This is a genomic window from Sphingomonas sanguinis NBRC 13937 (assembly GCF_001591005.1).
Taxonomy (GTDB): Bacteria; Pseudomonadota; Alphaproteobacteria; order Sphingomonadales; family Sphingomonadaceae; genus Sphingomonas; species Sphingomonas sanguinis.
The window spans coordinates 87,186-102,777 of record NZ_BCTY01000001.1 but is presented as its reverse complement, the minus strand read 5'-3'; the positions used below and the strand labels follow the sequence as shown (position 1 = coordinate 102,777).

Below are 15,592 nucleotides of genomic sequence, written 5' to 3'. Positions count from 1 at the left end.
CATGTCAACGACCTTCCTCGATTTCGAGAAACCGATCGCCGAGCTTCAGAGCCGGATCGACGAACTGCGCGACACGACCGCCGAAGGGTCGGTCGATATCGGCGCGGAGATCGCCAAGCTCCAGGCCAAGTCCGACAAGCTGCTGCGCGACACCTTCGCCAAGCTGACCCCGTGGCAGAAGACGCAGGTCGCCCGCCATCCGCAGCGCCCGCACTTCAAACATTATGTCGCGGGGCTTTTCGACGAGTTCGTGCCGCTGGCGGGCGACCGCGCCTTTGGCGACGACCAGGCGATCATGGGCGGTTTCGCCCAGTTCCGTGGTCAGCGCGTCATGGTGCTGGGCCATGAAAAGGGCGAGGATACCGCCAGCCGCCTCCGCCACAATTTCGGCATGGGCAAGCCCGAGGGCTATCGGAAGGCGATTCGCCTGGTCGAGCTGGCCGATCGCTTCGGTCTGCCGATCGTGACGCTGGTCGACACGTCGGGCGCGTTTCCGGGCATCCAGGCCGAAGAGCGCGGCCAGGCGGAAGCCATTGCGCGTTCGACCGAGGCCTGTCTGGCGGCGGGCGTGCCGGTCGTCTCGGCGATCGTGGGCGAAGGCGGTTCGGGCGGTGCGGTGGCGCTGGCGGCGGGCAACCGGGTGCTGATGTTCGAGCACGCGGTCTATTCGGTGATCTCGCCCGAGGGTTGCGCCTCGATCCTGTGGCGGACCGCCGATAAGGCGGCCGATGCGGCCGAGGCGATGCGCGTGACCGCGCAGGACCTGAAGAGCTTCGGCATCATCGACACCATCGTGGCCGAGCCGGTCGGCGGCGCGCATCGCGACCATGCGGGTGCGATCGCCAATCTGGGCGATTCGATCGAAAAGGCGCTCGGCGACCTGAGCGGCCTGGGCCGTGACGAGCTGAAGCGCGGCCGGGCAGCCAAGTTCCTGGCGATGGGCCGCCTCTAAACAATAAGCGGGGCCGTTGACGGATATCCGTCGGCGGCCCCGAATGTCGCTAGCAGCGGGTTCCGGCTTAGCTGTTGGTGCTGAGCTTCGTCGAGATGTTGTTGAACGTGGTGTTCAACTGCGTGCCGAGCGCGCTCATCGCGCCAATGGCCGCCACGGCGATCAGGGCGGCGATCAGTCCATATTCGATGGCGGTCGCGCCCTTGCGGTTGCGCAAGGTCTTGCGGATCATAGTCATACCAATCTCCGGGTCGAGAGCCGGAGCCGGTTGGGTGAACCTGGACGCTGGCCGGTGCCAGCGAGCGGTGCGCCGTGCGGCACCAGGTCTGTAGAAGCGTCGAATGACGCATAGGCCCGTCGCGTGGCGCACGGGCTGGCCGATCATGCCGAGAAGCGCGAACAGGTGGCGACGATGCGCCACCTGTCCTGCCACGAACCGTTTACGAGTTCGTCCTCAGCTTGCTCGAGATGTTGCCGAAGGTGGTGTTCAGCTGGGTGCCCAGGCTGGACATCGCGCCGATCGCGGCGACGGCAATCAGGGCGGCGATCAGGCCATATTCAATGGCGGTCGCACCCTTGTTGTCCTTCACCATCTTGCGAAGCGTCTTCATTCCGGTCTCCGTTAATTGCAGTATCTGGTCGATCACCCGGCTGAGCCGGAGCGCCGGTTCAGCTGCCGGAGCTTTACCCCGCCACTGGTTGACGAAGATTTAATGCGCTGCGCGGAAAGTGATTTTTAACCGCTGGCCTGGCGGAGATGATCGGCGATGAAGGCCAACAGGCTCTGGAAGCTTACCCCAAGCTGCGACAATCCGGCGAAAATCGCCACCATGACGGCCGTGACGATCAGGCCATATTCCACCGCCGACGCGCCGCGCGTATCGGCGAGGACATGGCGCAGGACGCGGAAGGCCTGGGGCATTCTCATGACGTTTGCGACATAATCGGATAAGGGTTAACAAATGGTCGATATCGCCGATAGGTCCGCAAGTCTGTTTCCGGTCGTCGCGGCGGCGCTGGTCGATGAGGAGGGGCGGGTCCTGCTGCAGCAGCGACCGGCCGGTAAGGCGCTGGCGGGATTGTGGGAGTTTCCCGGCGGGAAGCTTGAGCCCGGCGAGAGCCCCGAAGACGCGCTGGTCCGCGAGCTGCGCGAGGAACTGGGCATCATGGTGACGGCGGATGCCCTGGAACCGGCGGGATTCGCGACCGAGGCGTTGCCGGGTCGCCATCTCCTGTTGCTGCTCTACGTCATCCGGTCCTGGCAGGGGATGCCAGTCGCGCTGGAGGCGGACGGGCTGATCTGGTGCGAACCAGCGGCGATGGGCGCCTGGCCCATGCCGCCGGCCGACGGGCCGCTCGTCCGCCAGTTGCGGAGTTACCTCGCCGACAGCGTGATGTCGGTTGTCGCCGCCGACAGCGGCACGGTGTAGCCCCCGCGCTCCAGAGTCCCGCGATCGGGGGTGTAGATGTGGCCGCCGGGTGTCGTCGTCTCGACGAACAGCCGAGCAGCAGGCGTGGCGGCGGTCGCGGGATCGAGGGCCAGGCGAACCTTGCCGGTGGCGGGATCGTAATCGACCCCGGCGATCTTGCCCGCCTCCAGCGTCAGCCACAGCCCGACCGGCGCGACGAATACCCGCGCGCGGGCGCCGTCGCGGGGGACGACCCGGACATGGCCGTCCGCCAGCGACAGATTGCCGCCATAGCTGAGCCAGCCGAGCGCCGGATCGTTCACCACATAAGTGCCCGCCGCATAGGCATGGCCAAAAAAGCCCATGCCATAGTCGCCGCTATAGGGGTCCCACTGCATCCGGTCGGGCCAGCTGTGGAAGGCGGCGGAGGACGCGCCGTCCTGATCGATATTGGTGATGCCGCCCATCAACCCGCCATAAGCGACGCGCAGCAGGTGCAGGTCGCTGGGCTTGCGCCGGAACGAATCGAACAGCGGGATGGCGTTCAGCGTCGATCCGTAATGATGGATCTGCCGCTCCAGCCGCGGATATTTGCCGCCGTACAGAAAGTCCCAATAGCGCCGGGCATTGCCGTTATAGCCCCAGTGCGGGATCGACGGGTCATAGCCCAGGATGACTTCGCGCGTGACGTCCGCCTGCGGACCATAGCCGAAATAGCGCATCCAAGCATAGACCTCCGCCTGGCCGGTCGAGTCCCACGCCATCTCGCTACCGAACGGATATTGCAGCGTGCGCCAGTGGTCGGCGCGACCCTTCATCAGCCGTTCGACTTCGGCCGCCTTGGCGGTCCAGCCTTCGCGCTTCAGGTCGGTCAGGATGTCGACGAAAACATCGCCCTCCATCAGCCCGAACTGCGCATAATGCGGCGCGTCGCGCATCATCGCGACGATAGTCTGATACGCATGGTCGAGATACCAGTCCCAGGCATGGACGCGGGTCATGCCGCGATGATTGCGCGCGATCCGATACAGCACCCAATGCCCCGCCGCGACATGCGGGTAGTTATAGGCGCGACCCAGATCGTCCGCCTGGTCCTTCTTCCATGAGGTCCAGCTCTGCCAGTCCTTGGCGGGCTGATAGAGATTGGGAAAGACGGTGGGATCGTAATAGAACAGGCTCTTCTTCACCCCGCCCGCATGGTCGCCATCGGCGACCTGAAGGTGGCCGACGACGGTCTTGTCGACCAGCTGCTCGATGCGGGCGATCTCGTCGGCGTTCGGGTTGTCGAGCTGCTTCATGACCGCCGCAACCCAACTGCCTGCGCCCCCTTCGTCGCTCATGCCCGAAATCCAGACGCGCGGATCGGCGGTGACGATTTTCTGCGCCTCGCGGTCATAGGTCAGGATGGCGGGCGAGCGGCCGAAGGGATCACCCTTGCCCTCGAACCACTGCTTCGTGGTCGAGAAGCGGCCGAGATCGGCCATGGTCTGCTCCAGCGGCTTGGTGACGAAATACTGGACTGTCTGCACGCTGCCATCGGCATAGGTCAGGGTCAGGCGCGCCCGCCCCCAATTCCGCCCCCGCACCGACAGCCGGGTCCAGCCTGGCTTGCCCGGTTGCCGCGTGACGTCGAGTGCACCCGCCGGATAGCTGGCGATGCCGGTAATCGCCGAAGGCGCATGCACGAACAGCGTCGCGTCGAGATCGGTCGGTACGACATAGCCGGGCACGCCGACCACCACGGGCCGTCCCTGCGCCGCCAGCGTCGGCTCGATCGCGCGGATGCTGGGGGCCGCGACCAGACGCAGGCCGATTTGGCGGCTTTCACCGGGCGCGAGGGTGAAGCTGGTCGCCTCATTCCACGGCGCCCCCGCCTTGGCCCATTCCTTCTGGGCATAGGCGGCGCTGGCAATGGTCCAGTCGTAGAAACCTTCGGAGGTTTGGGCGCGCGGGCTCGCCTCGACGATCACCGCCTGGCCCTTGGTTTCGCGGAGCGTCGGGATGGGGACATAGGCCTCCAGCGGGGTATTTCGCTCGGGCAGGACGAGCAGCGCGGGGCCCGCCCCATTCAGCCGCGTAACCTGCACATACCCCGCATCGCGCCCGATATAGGGATCGGCGAAGCTCGCCTGGGCATGCGCCTGTTCCAGCGTGCGGTCGGTGATGATGTTGTCGAACACCATCGGAATGCCCAAGCCTCCGATCTCGACCGGCGCGCGGGACGTGTTGGTGAGGGTGAAGTGCAGCACCGGAGCGCCCTTGTCATTCACCCAGTCACGCACGACCCGCAGCGGCAGGTCGGCCCCCATCGACCCGCTGATATCGGCCGAGGCAAGCGTGCTCCCGCGAGCGGGCAGGGCGCGCACCGGCCGCCGCTCGCGCGACGAGGAGTAATCGTGCCACTCGCCGGTGCCGCTGCGCAGCCGCAGATGGATGTCCCCCAGATGGTTGTAGCCATTCCCAGCGCGTTCCTTGGCGCGGCCGATGGGCAGGAAGTCGAAGCCGGGGGCGCCGATTGGCGACAGCCCGCGCGCCGTCTGGCTGGTGGGATCGAGCAGCAGCGTGAACTGGCCGACGCGCAGGCCGGGCGTCACGCGGGCCGGGGCAGGGGCCACCCGCTTAGACCGGGCGGCACCGATACTCGGCGTGCCCGCGAGGATCGACAGCGTGGCGAGCGTCATCGGAACGAGGCGGACAAGGCTATGACGCATCAACAAAACCCCCTGGTGGCGGGAGGGCACAGGCGAAAACCATCGCAATTGACCCTCTCCCTATCGCGGTATATTGGTATACAGTATTAGCGGGAGGGCAAGATGCTGAAAACCAATAGGCGCGAATGGATGCGCGGCGCGGCCACGCTGGCGCTGGTCGGCGCGGCCCCCAAGGCGATGGCGGCGGGTGCATCGCTGCTCCCCGATACCGCGGAGCCCTTGCCCTTGTCGGCGGTTCGGCTGCGCCCGTCCATCTATGCGACGGCGGTCGAGACCAACCGGGGCTATCTTCATCGCCTGAGCGCCGACCGGCTGCTCCACAATTTCCGCGCCTATGCCGGGCTGGAGCCCAAGGCCGCGATCTATGGTGGCTGGGAAAGCGACACCATCGCCGGTCACACGCTGGGCCACTACCTCTCCGCGCTGGTCCTGACGTGGCAGCAGACCGACGATCCGGAGATGCGCGCGCGGGCCGACTATATCGTCGGCGAACTGGCCGAAGCACAGGCGAAGCGCGGCACCGGTTATGTCGGCGCGCTGGGACGCAAGCGGCCCGACGGGACGGTCGTCGACGGCGAGGAGATCTTTCCCGAAATCATGGCGGGCAAGATCAAGTCGGGGGGCTTCGACCTCAACGGCTCGTGGTCGCCGCTCTATACGGTGCACAAGCTGTTCGCCGGGCTGCTCGACGTGCATGGCGGCTGGGGCAATGCACAGGCGCTGGACGTCGCGGTCAAGCTCGGCGGCTATTTCGCCAAGGTGTTCGCCGCCCTCGACGATGCGCAGATGCAGACGGTGCTCGGGTGCGAATATGGCGGGTTGAACGAGAGCTTTGCCGAACTGTACCAGCGTACTGGCGACCGCCAGTGGCTGGCGCTGGCTGAGCGCATCTATGACCGCAAGGTTCTCGATCCGCTGGTGGCGGGACAGGACAAGTTGGCCAATTTCCACGCCAATACCCAGGTGCCCAAGCTGATCGGCCTGGCGCGCATCCATGAGATCACCGGCAAGCCCGATCCCGCCAAGGGCGCGCGCTTCTTCTGGGACACGGTGACGGGTCATCACAGCTATGTCATCGGCGGCAATGCCGATCGGGAGTATTTCTCCGAACCCGATACCATCGCGCGGCACGTCACCGACCAGACGTGCGAGCACTGCAACACCTACAATATGATGAAGCTGACCCGGCATCTCTTCGGCTGGAAGCCGGATGGTCAGCTGTTCGACTATTATGAGCGGGCGCACTTGAACCATACGATGGCGGCGCAGCATCCGGGCAATGGTGGCTTCACCTATATGACGCCGCTGATGTCGGGCACGGCGCGCGACTATTCGACGGTCAAGGACGACGCCTTTTGGTGCTGCGTCGGGTCGGGGATGGAGGCCCATGCCAAGCATGGCGATTCCATCTTCTGGCAGGGCGGCGACACCTTTTTCGTCAATCTCTACATCCCGGCGGAAGCGCGCTGGGACAAGCGTGGCGCGACCGTTACGCTCGATACGGCCTATCCGATGGACGGGCAGGCGACGCTGCGCTTCACCCGGCTCGACCGGGCGGGGCGCTTCCCGCTGGCGCTGCGGGTGCCCGGCTGGGCCAACGGCCAAGCGACCGTCGAAGTGAACGGCCAGGCCGTCACGCCGACCTTCGAGCGTGGCTATGCGGTCGTGCAGCGGCGGTGGAAGGCGGGGGACAGTGTCTCCATCCGCCTGCCGCTCGACCTGCGGGTCGAGACGACGCCCGGCGACGACAGCGTGGTGGCTGTCATGCGCGGGCCGATGGTGATGGCTGCCGATCTGGGCGGTCGCGACGACAAGTGGGACTCGCCCGATCCGGTGCTGGTGGGCGCGCATCCGCTGAACGGCTTCACCGCGACCGATGCCGCACAGGCGCGCTATGCGACCAAAGGCGTGTTCCGCCCGGTGGATTTCGCCTTCGTTCCTTTTTTCAGCCAATATGACCGGCGCAGCGCCGTCTATTTCAAGCGATTTACCGAAGCGGGGTGGAAGACCGAGCAGGCGGCCTTCCTAGCCGATCAGGCGCGCGCCCGCGACATTGCCGCCCGCTCGGTCGACGTCATGCATCTTGGCGAGATGCAGCCGGAACGCGATCACGCCCTGACCTCGGAGATTTCCTATCCCGTCTCCTATCGCGGCAAGCAGGGGCGGGATGCCCGTTCGGGCGGCTATTTCGAGTTCACCATGGCGGTGCGCCCGGGGCCGATGATCCTGCAGGGCACCTATTGGGGCGATGAGCGCAAGCGTGACTTCGACATCCTGGTCGACAATGTGAAGATCGCGACCCAGCATTTGGAAAACGACAAGCCGGGTGCGTTCTTCGACGTCGAATATCCGCTCCCGCCCGCGCTGACGGCGGGGAAGAAGAGCGTGCGCATCCGCGTGGTGCCGCATGACGGTAGCTCGGCAGGGCCGATCTTCGGCATGCGGCTGTTCGCGGCCAAGCCCGGAACGACCGCATGACCGGTATCGCCATGACCCTGGACGAGTTGCGCGAACTGGCGCGTGCCAAGCTATTGGGCGCAGGACTCGCCGCACCGCATGCCGAGGCGGTGGCCGAGACGATGGTCGCGGGCGAGCGCGACGGTTGCACCTCCCATGGCATCTACCGCCTGCTGGTCGCGGTCTCCAGCATCAACAAGGGCGTGGTCGTACCCGATGCCGAGCCGGTCCTGTCCGAACCGGCGCGCGCGCTGGTCCGCGTCGATGGCGGCGGTGGCTTCGCGCAGCTGGCCTTCCAGACGGGCAAGGCGCTGCTGATCGAAAAGGCGAAGGCGAACGGCATTGCCGCGCTGGCGCTGAACAACGTCGTCCATTTCGCCGCGCTCTGGCCCGAGGTCGAGGAATTGGCGGAGGCGGGCCTCGTCGCCTTGGCTTTCACGCCCAGCCATGCCTGGGTCGCGCCATCGGGCGGGGCCGAGCCCGTGTTCGGGACGAATCCGATCGCCTTCGGCTGGCCGCGCCCCGACGGGCCACCCTTTGTCTTCGACTTCGCCACCAGCATGGTCGCGCGCGGCGAGATCGAGCTACACCGGCGTGCGGGCAAGAGCGTGCCAAACGACTGGGGCGTCGATGCGGAAGGGAAGCCGACCACCGATCCGGCGGCGATCCTGTCAGGCGCGATGCGGACGTTCGGCGGGCACAAGGGATCGGCGCTGGCCGCGATGGTCGAACTGCTCGCCGGGCCGCTGATCGGTGACATGACCAGCCGCGAATCGATCGAGTGGGATGCTGGGCGCGGTGGCTCTCCGTTGGGAGGTGAGCTGATTATCGCGATCGATCCCAAGGGTTTCTTGGGCGATCTTCTTCCCGAACATCAGGCGCGGGCCGAGGCGATGTTCGGCGCGATCACGGGGCAGGGGGCTCGGCTACCCTCCGCCCGTCGCTATGCCGCGCGAGAGGTTTCGCTGGCGCAGGGCGTGACCATTTCGGCGGACCTGTACCGCGATGTGATGGCATTGAACGGATGAGCAGATGAGGGGCAAGGGCCTGACGAACCGGATCGCGTGGCTGTTGGCGGGGGCGGCGTTGGCCAGTGCTCCGTCGGGCATGGCCGAAGCCAAGGGCAAGCCGCGCGCGCAGACGGGGCGGACTGCCACTCGCCCAGCCGATGCCCGGTTCCGCGCACTGTCGAACGCGGAATATCAATGGCGGATCAGCCAGAGCGCGGCCGACGACGATAGCGGCAGCGCAGGCTCTCGCCAGTTGCCCGATGAAGGCCCGGCCGCCCAGGCCGCCCGACTGGCGCGCTGGGAGGCTACCGCCAAGGCGCTCGACGCGATCGATCCGGCCAGCCTGTCGCCGAGCGTCCGCATCGACTATATGGTCTATCGCGGCCAGATCGATGCGCTGCTCGCGGCGCAGCGCTTTCGCGAATATGAAAAGCCGCTGACCGCCGACACCAGCTTCTGGGGCAATCTGGCGAGCTGGGCGCGAGGCAGCTTCACGACCGAGGCTCAGTACCGCGATTACATCGCCATGCTGCACCAAATGCCGCGCTATTTCGATCAGGAGATCGCGAATATGCGCGCCGGACTGGATCGCGGTTTCACCGTGCCGCGCGTCACGCTGAAGGGGCGCGATATCGGGGTCGCGCAGGTGGTGGATGCCGGGGCTGGCGACGCGCAGCCCTTTTACGAGCCGTTCAAGACCATGCCCGCCACCATGACGCCCGCCACGGCGGCGGCGCTGCGTGCCGAGGCAAAGGCGGCGATCCGCGACGATGTGCTGCCCGCGCATCGGCGGCTGCTGACCTTCCTGCGCCAGGACTATATGCCACGCGCGCAGGTCAGCACGGCGGCCTATGACCTGCCCGACGGCAAGGCCTATTACCGCTCGAAGATTCGCGAGTATGTCACCGCCGACATGACGCCCGAGCAGGTGCACGCCATCGGCCTGTCGGAGATGCAGCGTATCCGCTCGCGGATGGATCAGGTGATGAAGGAGGTGAAGTTCCAGGGCGATTTCGCCGCCTTCCTGACCTTCCTGCGCACCGATCCGCAATTCTACGCCAAGACGCCGCAGGAACTGCTGGACCGCGCGGCCTGGTTCGCCAAGAGCTTCGACGGGGTCGCCTCGCAATGGTTCGGTCGCCTGCCCCGCAGCCGGTTCGCGATCAAGCCGGTGCCCACCGACCTGGCGCCCTTCTATACCGGCGGGCGCGGTGGTCCGGGCATCTATCTGGTCAACACCTATAACCTGCCGTCGCGTCCTCTTTATTCGCTGCCCGCGCTGACGCTGCACGAAAGCGCACCCGGCCACGCATTCCAAATGCCGCTGGCCGCCGAGAACAAGGATCTGGCCCGTTTCCGGCGCGACAGTTATCTGTCGGCTTACGGCGAAGGCTGGGCGCTCTATTGCGAGGCGCTGGGCGAGGATATGGGTATCTACAAGACGCCCTATGAGCGGTTCGGGATGCTATCCTACCAGGCTTGGCGCGCGGCGCGACTGGTCGTGGATACCGGCATTCACGCGATGGGTTGGAGCCGCGAGCGGGCCCAGGCCTATCTGCATGACAATACGGCGCTGTCCGATCACGAGATCGAGACGGAGGTGGACCGCTACATCGCATGGCCGGGCCAAGCGCTGTCCTATTATACGGGGCAGCTGGCCTTCCAACGGGCCCGGGCCAAGGCCGAGAAGGCGCTGGGGCCGAAGTTCAACATCCGCGCCTGGCACGATGCGATGCTGCAACTCGGCTATGTCCCACTGCCGGTGATAGAGATGCGGACCGATCAATTCATCGCGAATGGGGGCAAAGGTCCCTATCCTGACGAGGAATGATGATTGACCACGGCACACTAATTCGATAGACGGTATACGATATCTAAAACAATAGCAGGAAGACAGATAGTGAGCATCGGCTGGCGCGGCGTATTCCCCGCAGTGACGACCCAGGTCCGGGAAGATCTGTCGATCGACCTCGCCGATACGCAGCGGGTCGTCGATGATCTGGTGAATGACGGCGTGACCGGCGTCATCGCACTGGGCACGGTCGGCGAGAACAACTCGCTCGACTATGACGAGAAGGTCACCGTGCTGACCGCCATTGTCGAAGCCGTGGCGGGTCGCGTGCCGGTCATCACCGGCGTGTCGGAATATGACACGCGCCGCGCGGTGCGTTATGCGCAGGCCGCCGAAAAGGCCGGGGCCGATGGCCTGATGCTGCTGCCGCCGATGGTCTATGTGCCCAAGGCGCATGAGCTGGTGAACCATTTCAAGGGCGTGGCCGACCAGACCGGTCTGCCGATCATGCTATACAATAACCCGCCCGCCTATCGGACGGTCATCGACCAGACGGTGCTGGAAGCGCTGGTCGATGTGAAGAACATCGTCGCGGTCAAGGAATCGGCGCCGGACACGCGCCGCTTCACCGATTTCCGCAACGCGTTCGGCGATCGCTACACCCTGTTCGCCGGGCTGGACGACGTGGCGCTCGAAGGCCTGTATCTGGGCGCGCAGGGCTGGGTCTCGGGTCTGACCAACGCCTTCCCGAAGGAGTCGGTCGAGCTGGTCGCGGCGTTCGACCGTGGCGACCATGCCAAGGCGATGGAAATCTATCGCTGGTTTATGCCGCTGCTCCACCTGGATGCCGAGCATGATCTGGTCCAGTCGATCAAGCTGGCCGAGCAGGTCATGGGTCGCGGTTCTGAGCGCGTGCTGCCGCCGCGCTACATCCTGGAGGGCGAACGCCGCGCCGAGGTCATCGCGATGGTCGAGAAGGCCGCCGCGACCCGTCCCAGCCTGACCCAAGCCAAGGCCGCCTGATGGCGACGGCGCTCTCGCTCGACGACGCCGCCCGCATGGAAGCGCGGGGTCGGGGCGAGGGCGCCATTCTGGTGCAGACGCTGGCGGACCGGATCTTCACCATCGTCCGCGAGCGCATCATCGCCGGAGCGATCCCGGCGGATCGCGCGATCCGCCAGGATGCGCTCGCAGCCGAACTGGGGGTCAGCAAGATTCCCCTGCGCGAGGCGATGGCCCGGCTGGAGCAGGAAGGCCTGCTCGAAGGGGTCGCCAATCGCGGCTACATGATCGCGCCGCTATCCGCTGCCCAGGCGGAAGATATCTACGGACTCCGCCTGAAGCTGGAACCCGAAGCTGCCGCGCGGGCCGCGGTGGCCGCCGATGAACAGGACCGGGCGAAGCTGATCGCCGCGTTCGACGCGCTCGACCAAGCCGCGTCCAGCGATCTGGCGCGCGTCGCCATCTGCAATCGGCAATTCCACATGGCGATGGTCCGCCCGCTTCGGCGGCCGCTGACCATCCAGTTGATCCGGCAATTGGCCATTCTGGCCGAACGCTATGTCGTCGCCCATCTGCAGCCCGCCGGGCGCGACGCGCGGGCCCATCTGGAGCATCGCGAACAGCTAGACGCCTTTCTGGCGCGCGACGCCACGCGGCTTCAGGCATTGCTTGACGTGCATATCCGGTCCACGTTGATGGATCTGAAAGGCGGGTTTGCGCCCGTCGCCTGACGATAAAGCAATATGGCATAAGCCGATAAGGCGGGGGGATTTTCTCACATCATGTTCGGACCTTTCAAACCGCTGGGCAGCGCGACCCGCCATGCCGAGGGACAGGCGCTCGCCAAGACGCTGAGCTGGCCGCATCTGATCGCGCTGGGGGTCGGCGCGATCGTCGGCACCGGCATCTACACACTGACCGGCGTTGGCGCGGAACGGGCCGGGCCCGCCGTCATCCTGGCCTTTGCGATTGCGGGCGCGGTCTGCGCCTGCGCCGCGCTTGCCTATGCCGAGCTGGCCACGCTGATCCCGGCAGCGGGCAGCGCTTATACCTTCAGCTACACGGCGCTGGGCGAGACCCTGGCCTGGGTTGTCGGCTGGAGCCTGATCCTGGAATATTCGCTGGCCTGTTCGACCGTTGCGGTCGGCTGGTCGGGCTATCTGGTGGGCTGGATACAGGCGGCGGGCGTCCATCTGCCGCCCGAATTGCTGTCGGGGCCGCATGGCGGCGGCATCATCAATCTGCCGGCCGTGCTGGTCGCTCTGTCCGTGATGGGGATGCTGATCGCGGGTACGCGGGAAAGCGCGACGCTGAACATCATCCTGGTCATCGTGAAGCTGGTTGCGCTGGGCGTTTTCGTCGCCTTCGCCGCGCCCGCGTTCAATGCCGACAATCTCCATCCGTTCATGCCGTACGGCTTTGCCGCGCATGAGGTGGACGGGGCCAAGCGCGGGGTGATGGCGGCGGCGGCGATCGTCTTCTTCGCCTTTTACGGGTTCGATGCGGTGGCCACCTCGGCCGAGGAAGCGAAGAACCCCGGTCGCGACCTGACCATTGGCATCGTCGGATCGATGCTGGTGTGCACGCTCATCTATATGGCGGTCGCGATCGCCGCGATCGGCTCGCTGCCCTTCCAGCAGCTGGCGAATTCGCCCGAGCCGCTGGCGCTCGTCCTGCGCTCGCTGGGCCAGCCGACCGCCGCGCACCTGATCGCGCTGGCCGCCGTGATCGCGCTGCCCTCGGTCATTCTGGTGATGATGTACGGGCAAAGCCGCATCTTCTTCACCATGGCGCGCGACGGCCTGCTTCCCCAGTCGCTGGCGGTGGTCAGCAAGCGCAGCGGTGCGCCGACGCGCATCACGCTGGTGACCGGCGTGTCGATCGCGATCGTCGCGGGCCTGTTCCGGCTGGACGAGATTGCCGAGCTCGCCAATGCAGGCACGCTGCTGGCCTTCATCGCGGTCGGCGCCTGCCTGATGGTGCTGCGGCGCAAGGCACCCGATGCAAAGCGGCTGTTCCGCTGTCCGCAGCCCTATCTCGTCGGCACGCTGGCGATCCTGGGTTGTCTGTATCTGCTGTTCAGCCTGCCCAGTTCGACGATCGTTCGGTTCGTGATCTGGAACATCGGGGGTCTGGCCTTCTACTTCGCCTATGGGCGTCGACGCAGCGCCCTCGCCAAGGGCTGACATCTCGTCCCGTTAAAGCCCCGCCTCGATGAAAGGCGGGGCTTTAAATTTGCACGTTTGAGTTCTATACCAAGCGTTATGAAAAATATCCTGCCCGTGTGTAAGGGGCGTCCCCGCGAATTCTGCACCGACCAGGCGCTGGCATCCGCGCTCCGCGTTTTCTGGAGCAAGGGGTATGAAGGCGCGTCCATGACGGACCTAACCGAGGCGATGGGCATCACCAAGCCCAGCCTCTATGCGGCGTTCGGGAACAAAGAAGCTTTGTTCCATAAGGCGCTCGACCTCTACGAGGCGGAAAAACTGGCCTATCTTCGCGACGCGCTGGACCAGCCGACCGCGCGGGGGGTGGCCGAGCATCTGCTGCGCGGGGCCCTGGAGGTGATGACCAGCCAGAGCGAGCCGCGCGGTTGCCTGGGCGTGATCCATTCGGTGGCGTGCGGATCGGAGGCCGAATCGATCAAGGCCGAGGTCGTCGCGCGGCGTTCCTCGTCGCAGGCCGCGCTGGTCGCCCGGTTTCAGCGTGCGGTGGACGAAGGCGACCTGCGCAGCGATGTCGATCCGCTGGGCCTCGCCAATCTTTTGTTCGGACTGTTGCAGGGCATGGGGGTCCAGGCGGGCTCTGGCGTGCCGCGCGATCAGCTCGAAGCGCTGATCGGGTCTGCGCTGGCCATCTGGCCGTCGCGCTGAGCGAAAAATATTCCGTAACGACCGGTATAAAATGCTTGACCGCTTTCGGTTAGATTAATATACCGACCAGTATCGAAGGTGCCAAGCATCTTCGACAGGCAAAATTGGCGAGACAGCAGCAGTGGCTGCATGGGGCCGTCGACTTCGGCGGGCATGGGGCTGGCCGGGGCGGGATGTCGCGCGACAAAAAGGGGTGTGTCATGGCCTATGTCGCTTTTCAGGAAATCGGTGCGGCGCGTGTGGCGCGGGATGCCGTGATGGCGCAGCAGGGGGCTGCGGCGATCCGGCCCGATGCACGACTCTCCGCGCTGGAATGGCAGGTTGTCGCGCTCGCCCGGCGTGACCGGGTGTCCAGCCTGCGCGAGCCGACCCGGCTGGTCCGCGCGATCAGCAGCATCTTCGGCGAAACCCGCAATCCGCGCCTCGCCGACCCATCGCTGGAGGCGCTGCGCCGCATGGCGGTGCTCAGCTGGCACCATGGCTATAGCGTGCCGTCGCATGAGGTTCGCGCGTTCCTGGCGTCGGGCTATACCGCCGATCAATATGAGCTGATGGTCGACAGCATCGCGGTCTCGCTCAGCGATTCGCGGCGCGCAGCGCGGGGTGTCGCGGCGGAATGAGGCTGGGCCGCGTCGACGGCCCCTTGCTCTTCGCGCGGCCTTGCGTACCTTTGGCTGAGGAGATCAGCGACGGGAGCAGATCATGCGGGCCGAACTGCGACTGAAGGACCCCTTTTCGATCATCACCCTGCCGATGGCCGGACCCGGCGATCAGGCCGATCGCGCCCTGCCATGGGAACATCTGTTCGCCTGGCCGCGCCGGGGCGATGTCCAGCTCGCCTTCGACGGTAGCTCGCGCGAGGGGCGGGATGTCTGGGCGACCAAGCTTGATCATGCGGTGGCGCAGGCCGACAAGGCCGTTCTGCTGGTAGCGGAAGGCGCGGCGTGCCTGGCCAGCATCTGGTGGGCACGACTGTCGCCCAGCCATTATGTGTCGAAGGTGGCCGGTGCCGTGTTTTTCCAACCGCCTGCGACGACCGCTCTCGACCGGCAGAGCGGTCAGCTCTTCGCCTCCCCCGACGCGGCCTTGCCCTTTCCGTCGCTCATAGCCGATGGATCGCTGCACGGCTCGGCCCTGGCGCAACTCTGCGGTGGCCGCCTGCTCGACGCGCCGGTTCATAATGCAGGACCGACCGGCATGTGGCGTCAGGCGCAGCGCCTGATCGAGCGGCTGTCGGCGGGCGTCGTCGAACAGGATATGCGTGTCCTGCGCACGCTGGGCATCCACGACCGCCCTTAAAAAAACGGCCCGGCGGGTCTATCCGCCGGGCCAGTCGATCGCCTTAGGGAGCTTCCTTTGGCGAGGCAGGAGCGGAGACAAGGCCAG

At 65.9% G+C, this 15,592-nt stretch carries 15 protein-coding genes; 11 read left to right on the top strand and 4 right to left on the bottom strand.

Going from position 1 to position 15,592, the window contains the following annotated elements; translation table 11 throughout:
* Position 1 precedes the first annotated feature (1 nt).
* Positions 2-952: an acetyl-CoA carboxylase carboxyltransferase subunit alpha gene (locus tag SSA01S_RS00495; RefSeq protein WP_061778705.1), complete on the top strand. Its 951-nt coding sequence runs from the start codon at positions 2-4 to the stop codon at positions 950-952.
* Positions 953-1,019: 67 nt separating this feature from the next.
* On the opposite strand, the gene SSA01S_RS00490 is transcribed toward SSA01S_RS00495, so the two are convergent.
* The 3 genes from SSA01S_RS00490 to SSA01S_RS00480 all read right to left on the bottom strand — a co-directional run bounded on the left by SSA01S_RS00490 (position 1,020) and on the right by SSA01S_RS00480 (position 1,874).
* Positions 1,020-1,190: a Flp family type IVb pilin gene (locus tag SSA01S_RS00490; RefSeq protein ID WP_058716844.1), complete on the bottom strand. Its 171-nt coding sequence runs from the start codon at positions 1,188-1,190 to the stop codon at positions 1,020-1,022.
* Positions 1,191-1,392: 202 nt separating this feature from the next.
* Positions 1,393-1,563 (bottom strand): Flp family type IVb pilin, encoded by a 171-nt coding sequence (locus tag SSA01S_RS00485; RefSeq protein ID WP_058750891.1) that lies wholly within the window; start codon positions 1,561-1,563, stop codon positions 1,393-1,395.
* Between the two features lie 125 nt (positions 1,564-1,688).
* Positions 1,689-1,874 (bottom strand): Flp family type IVb pilin, encoded by a 186-nt coding sequence (locus tag SSA01S_RS00480; protein WP_061778704.1) that lies wholly within the window; start codon positions 1,872-1,874, stop codon positions 1,689-1,691.
* 40 nt (positions 1,875-1,914) lie between these two features.
* Here SSA01S_RS00480 and SSA01S_RS00475 point away from each other — a divergent pair, with 40 nt between their 5' ends.
* Entirely contained in the window at positions 1,915-2,382 is a 468-nt protein-coding gene (locus SSA01S_RS00475; RefSeq protein ID WP_061778703.1) for a (deoxy)nucleoside triphosphate pyrophosphohydrolase, read from the top strand.
* Here the strand turns inward: SSA01S_RS00475 and SSA01S_RS00470 are convergent.
* The gene (locus tag SSA01S_RS00470) at positions 2,328-5,072 is read right to left on the bottom strand and encodes a DUF5695 domain-containing protein (protein WP_061778702.1); all 2,745 of its coding nucleotides are present in this window, start codon (positions 5,070-5,072) and stop codon (positions 2,328-2,330) included. The genes SSA01S_RS00475 and SSA01S_RS00470 overlap by 55 nt on opposite strands.
* A gap of 102 nt (positions 5,073-5,174) precedes the next feature.
* Between SSA01S_RS00470 and SSA01S_RS00465 the strand changes: the two genes are divergently transcribed.
* The 9 genes from SSA01S_RS00465 to SSA01S_RS00425 all read left to right on the top strand — a co-directional run bounded on the left by SSA01S_RS00465 (position 5,175) and on the right by SSA01S_RS00425 (position 15,505).
* Positions 5,175-7,550 (top strand): glycoside hydrolase family 127 protein, encoded by a 2,376-nt coding sequence (locus SSA01S_RS00465; protein ID WP_240954753.1) that lies wholly within the window; start codon positions 5,175-5,177, stop codon positions 7,548-7,550.
* The gene (locus SSA01S_RS00460) at positions 7,547-8,557 is read left to right on the top strand and encodes an Ldh family oxidoreductase (RefSeq protein ID WP_061778701.1); all 1,011 of its coding nucleotides are present in this window, start codon (positions 7,547-7,549) and stop codon (positions 8,555-8,557) included. Before SSA01S_RS00465 ends, SSA01S_RS00460 begins: the two co-directional genes overlap by 4 nt.
* Before the next feature lie 79 nt (positions 8,558-8,636).
* Positions 8,637-10,370 carry a DUF885 domain-containing protein gene (locus SSA01S_RS00455; RefSeq protein ID WP_061778896.1) on the top strand — a complete coding sequence of 578 codons (1,734 nt, stop codon included), beginning with the start codon at positions 8,637-8,639 and terminating at the stop codon, positions 10,368-10,370.
* Positions 10,371-10,439: 69 nt separating this feature from the next.
* Positions 10,440-11,354: a dihydrodipicolinate synthase family protein gene (locus SSA01S_RS00450; RefSeq protein ID WP_058716851.1), complete on the top strand. Its 915-nt coding sequence runs from the start codon at positions 10,440-10,442 to the stop codon at positions 11,352-11,354.
* A complete protein-coding gene (locus SSA01S_RS00445; protein WP_082794845.1) occupies positions 11,354-12,064 on the top strand; it encodes a GntR family transcriptional regulator in 711 nt (236 codons plus the stop codon). The genes SSA01S_RS00450 and SSA01S_RS00445 overlap by 1 nt, the downstream gene beginning before the upstream one ends.
* Before the next feature lie 51 nt (positions 12,065-12,115).
* Positions 12,116-13,519, top strand: a complete 1,404-nt coding sequence (locus SSA01S_RS00440) for an amino acid permease (protein WP_061778700.1) — start codon at positions 12,116-12,118, stop codon at positions 13,517-13,519.
* 78 nt (positions 13,520-13,597) lie between these two features.
* Entirely contained in the window at positions 13,598-14,206 is a 609-nt protein-coding gene (locus SSA01S_RS00435; RefSeq protein WP_058716853.1) for a TetR/AcrR family transcriptional regulator, read from the top strand.
* Between the two features lie 200 nt (positions 14,207-14,406).
* The gene (locus tag SSA01S_RS00430) at positions 14,407-14,826 is read left to right on the top strand and encodes a hypothetical protein (RefSeq protein WP_058716854.1); all 420 of its coding nucleotides are present in this window, start codon (positions 14,407-14,409) and stop codon (positions 14,824-14,826) included.
* Between the two features lie 82 nt (positions 14,827-14,908).
* The gene (locus tag SSA01S_RS00425) at positions 14,909-15,505 is read left to right on the top strand and encodes an alpha/beta hydrolase (protein WP_061778699.1); all 597 of its coding nucleotides are present in this window, start codon (positions 14,909-14,911) and stop codon (positions 15,503-15,505) included.
* Positions 15,506-15,592: the final 87 nt, after the last annotated feature.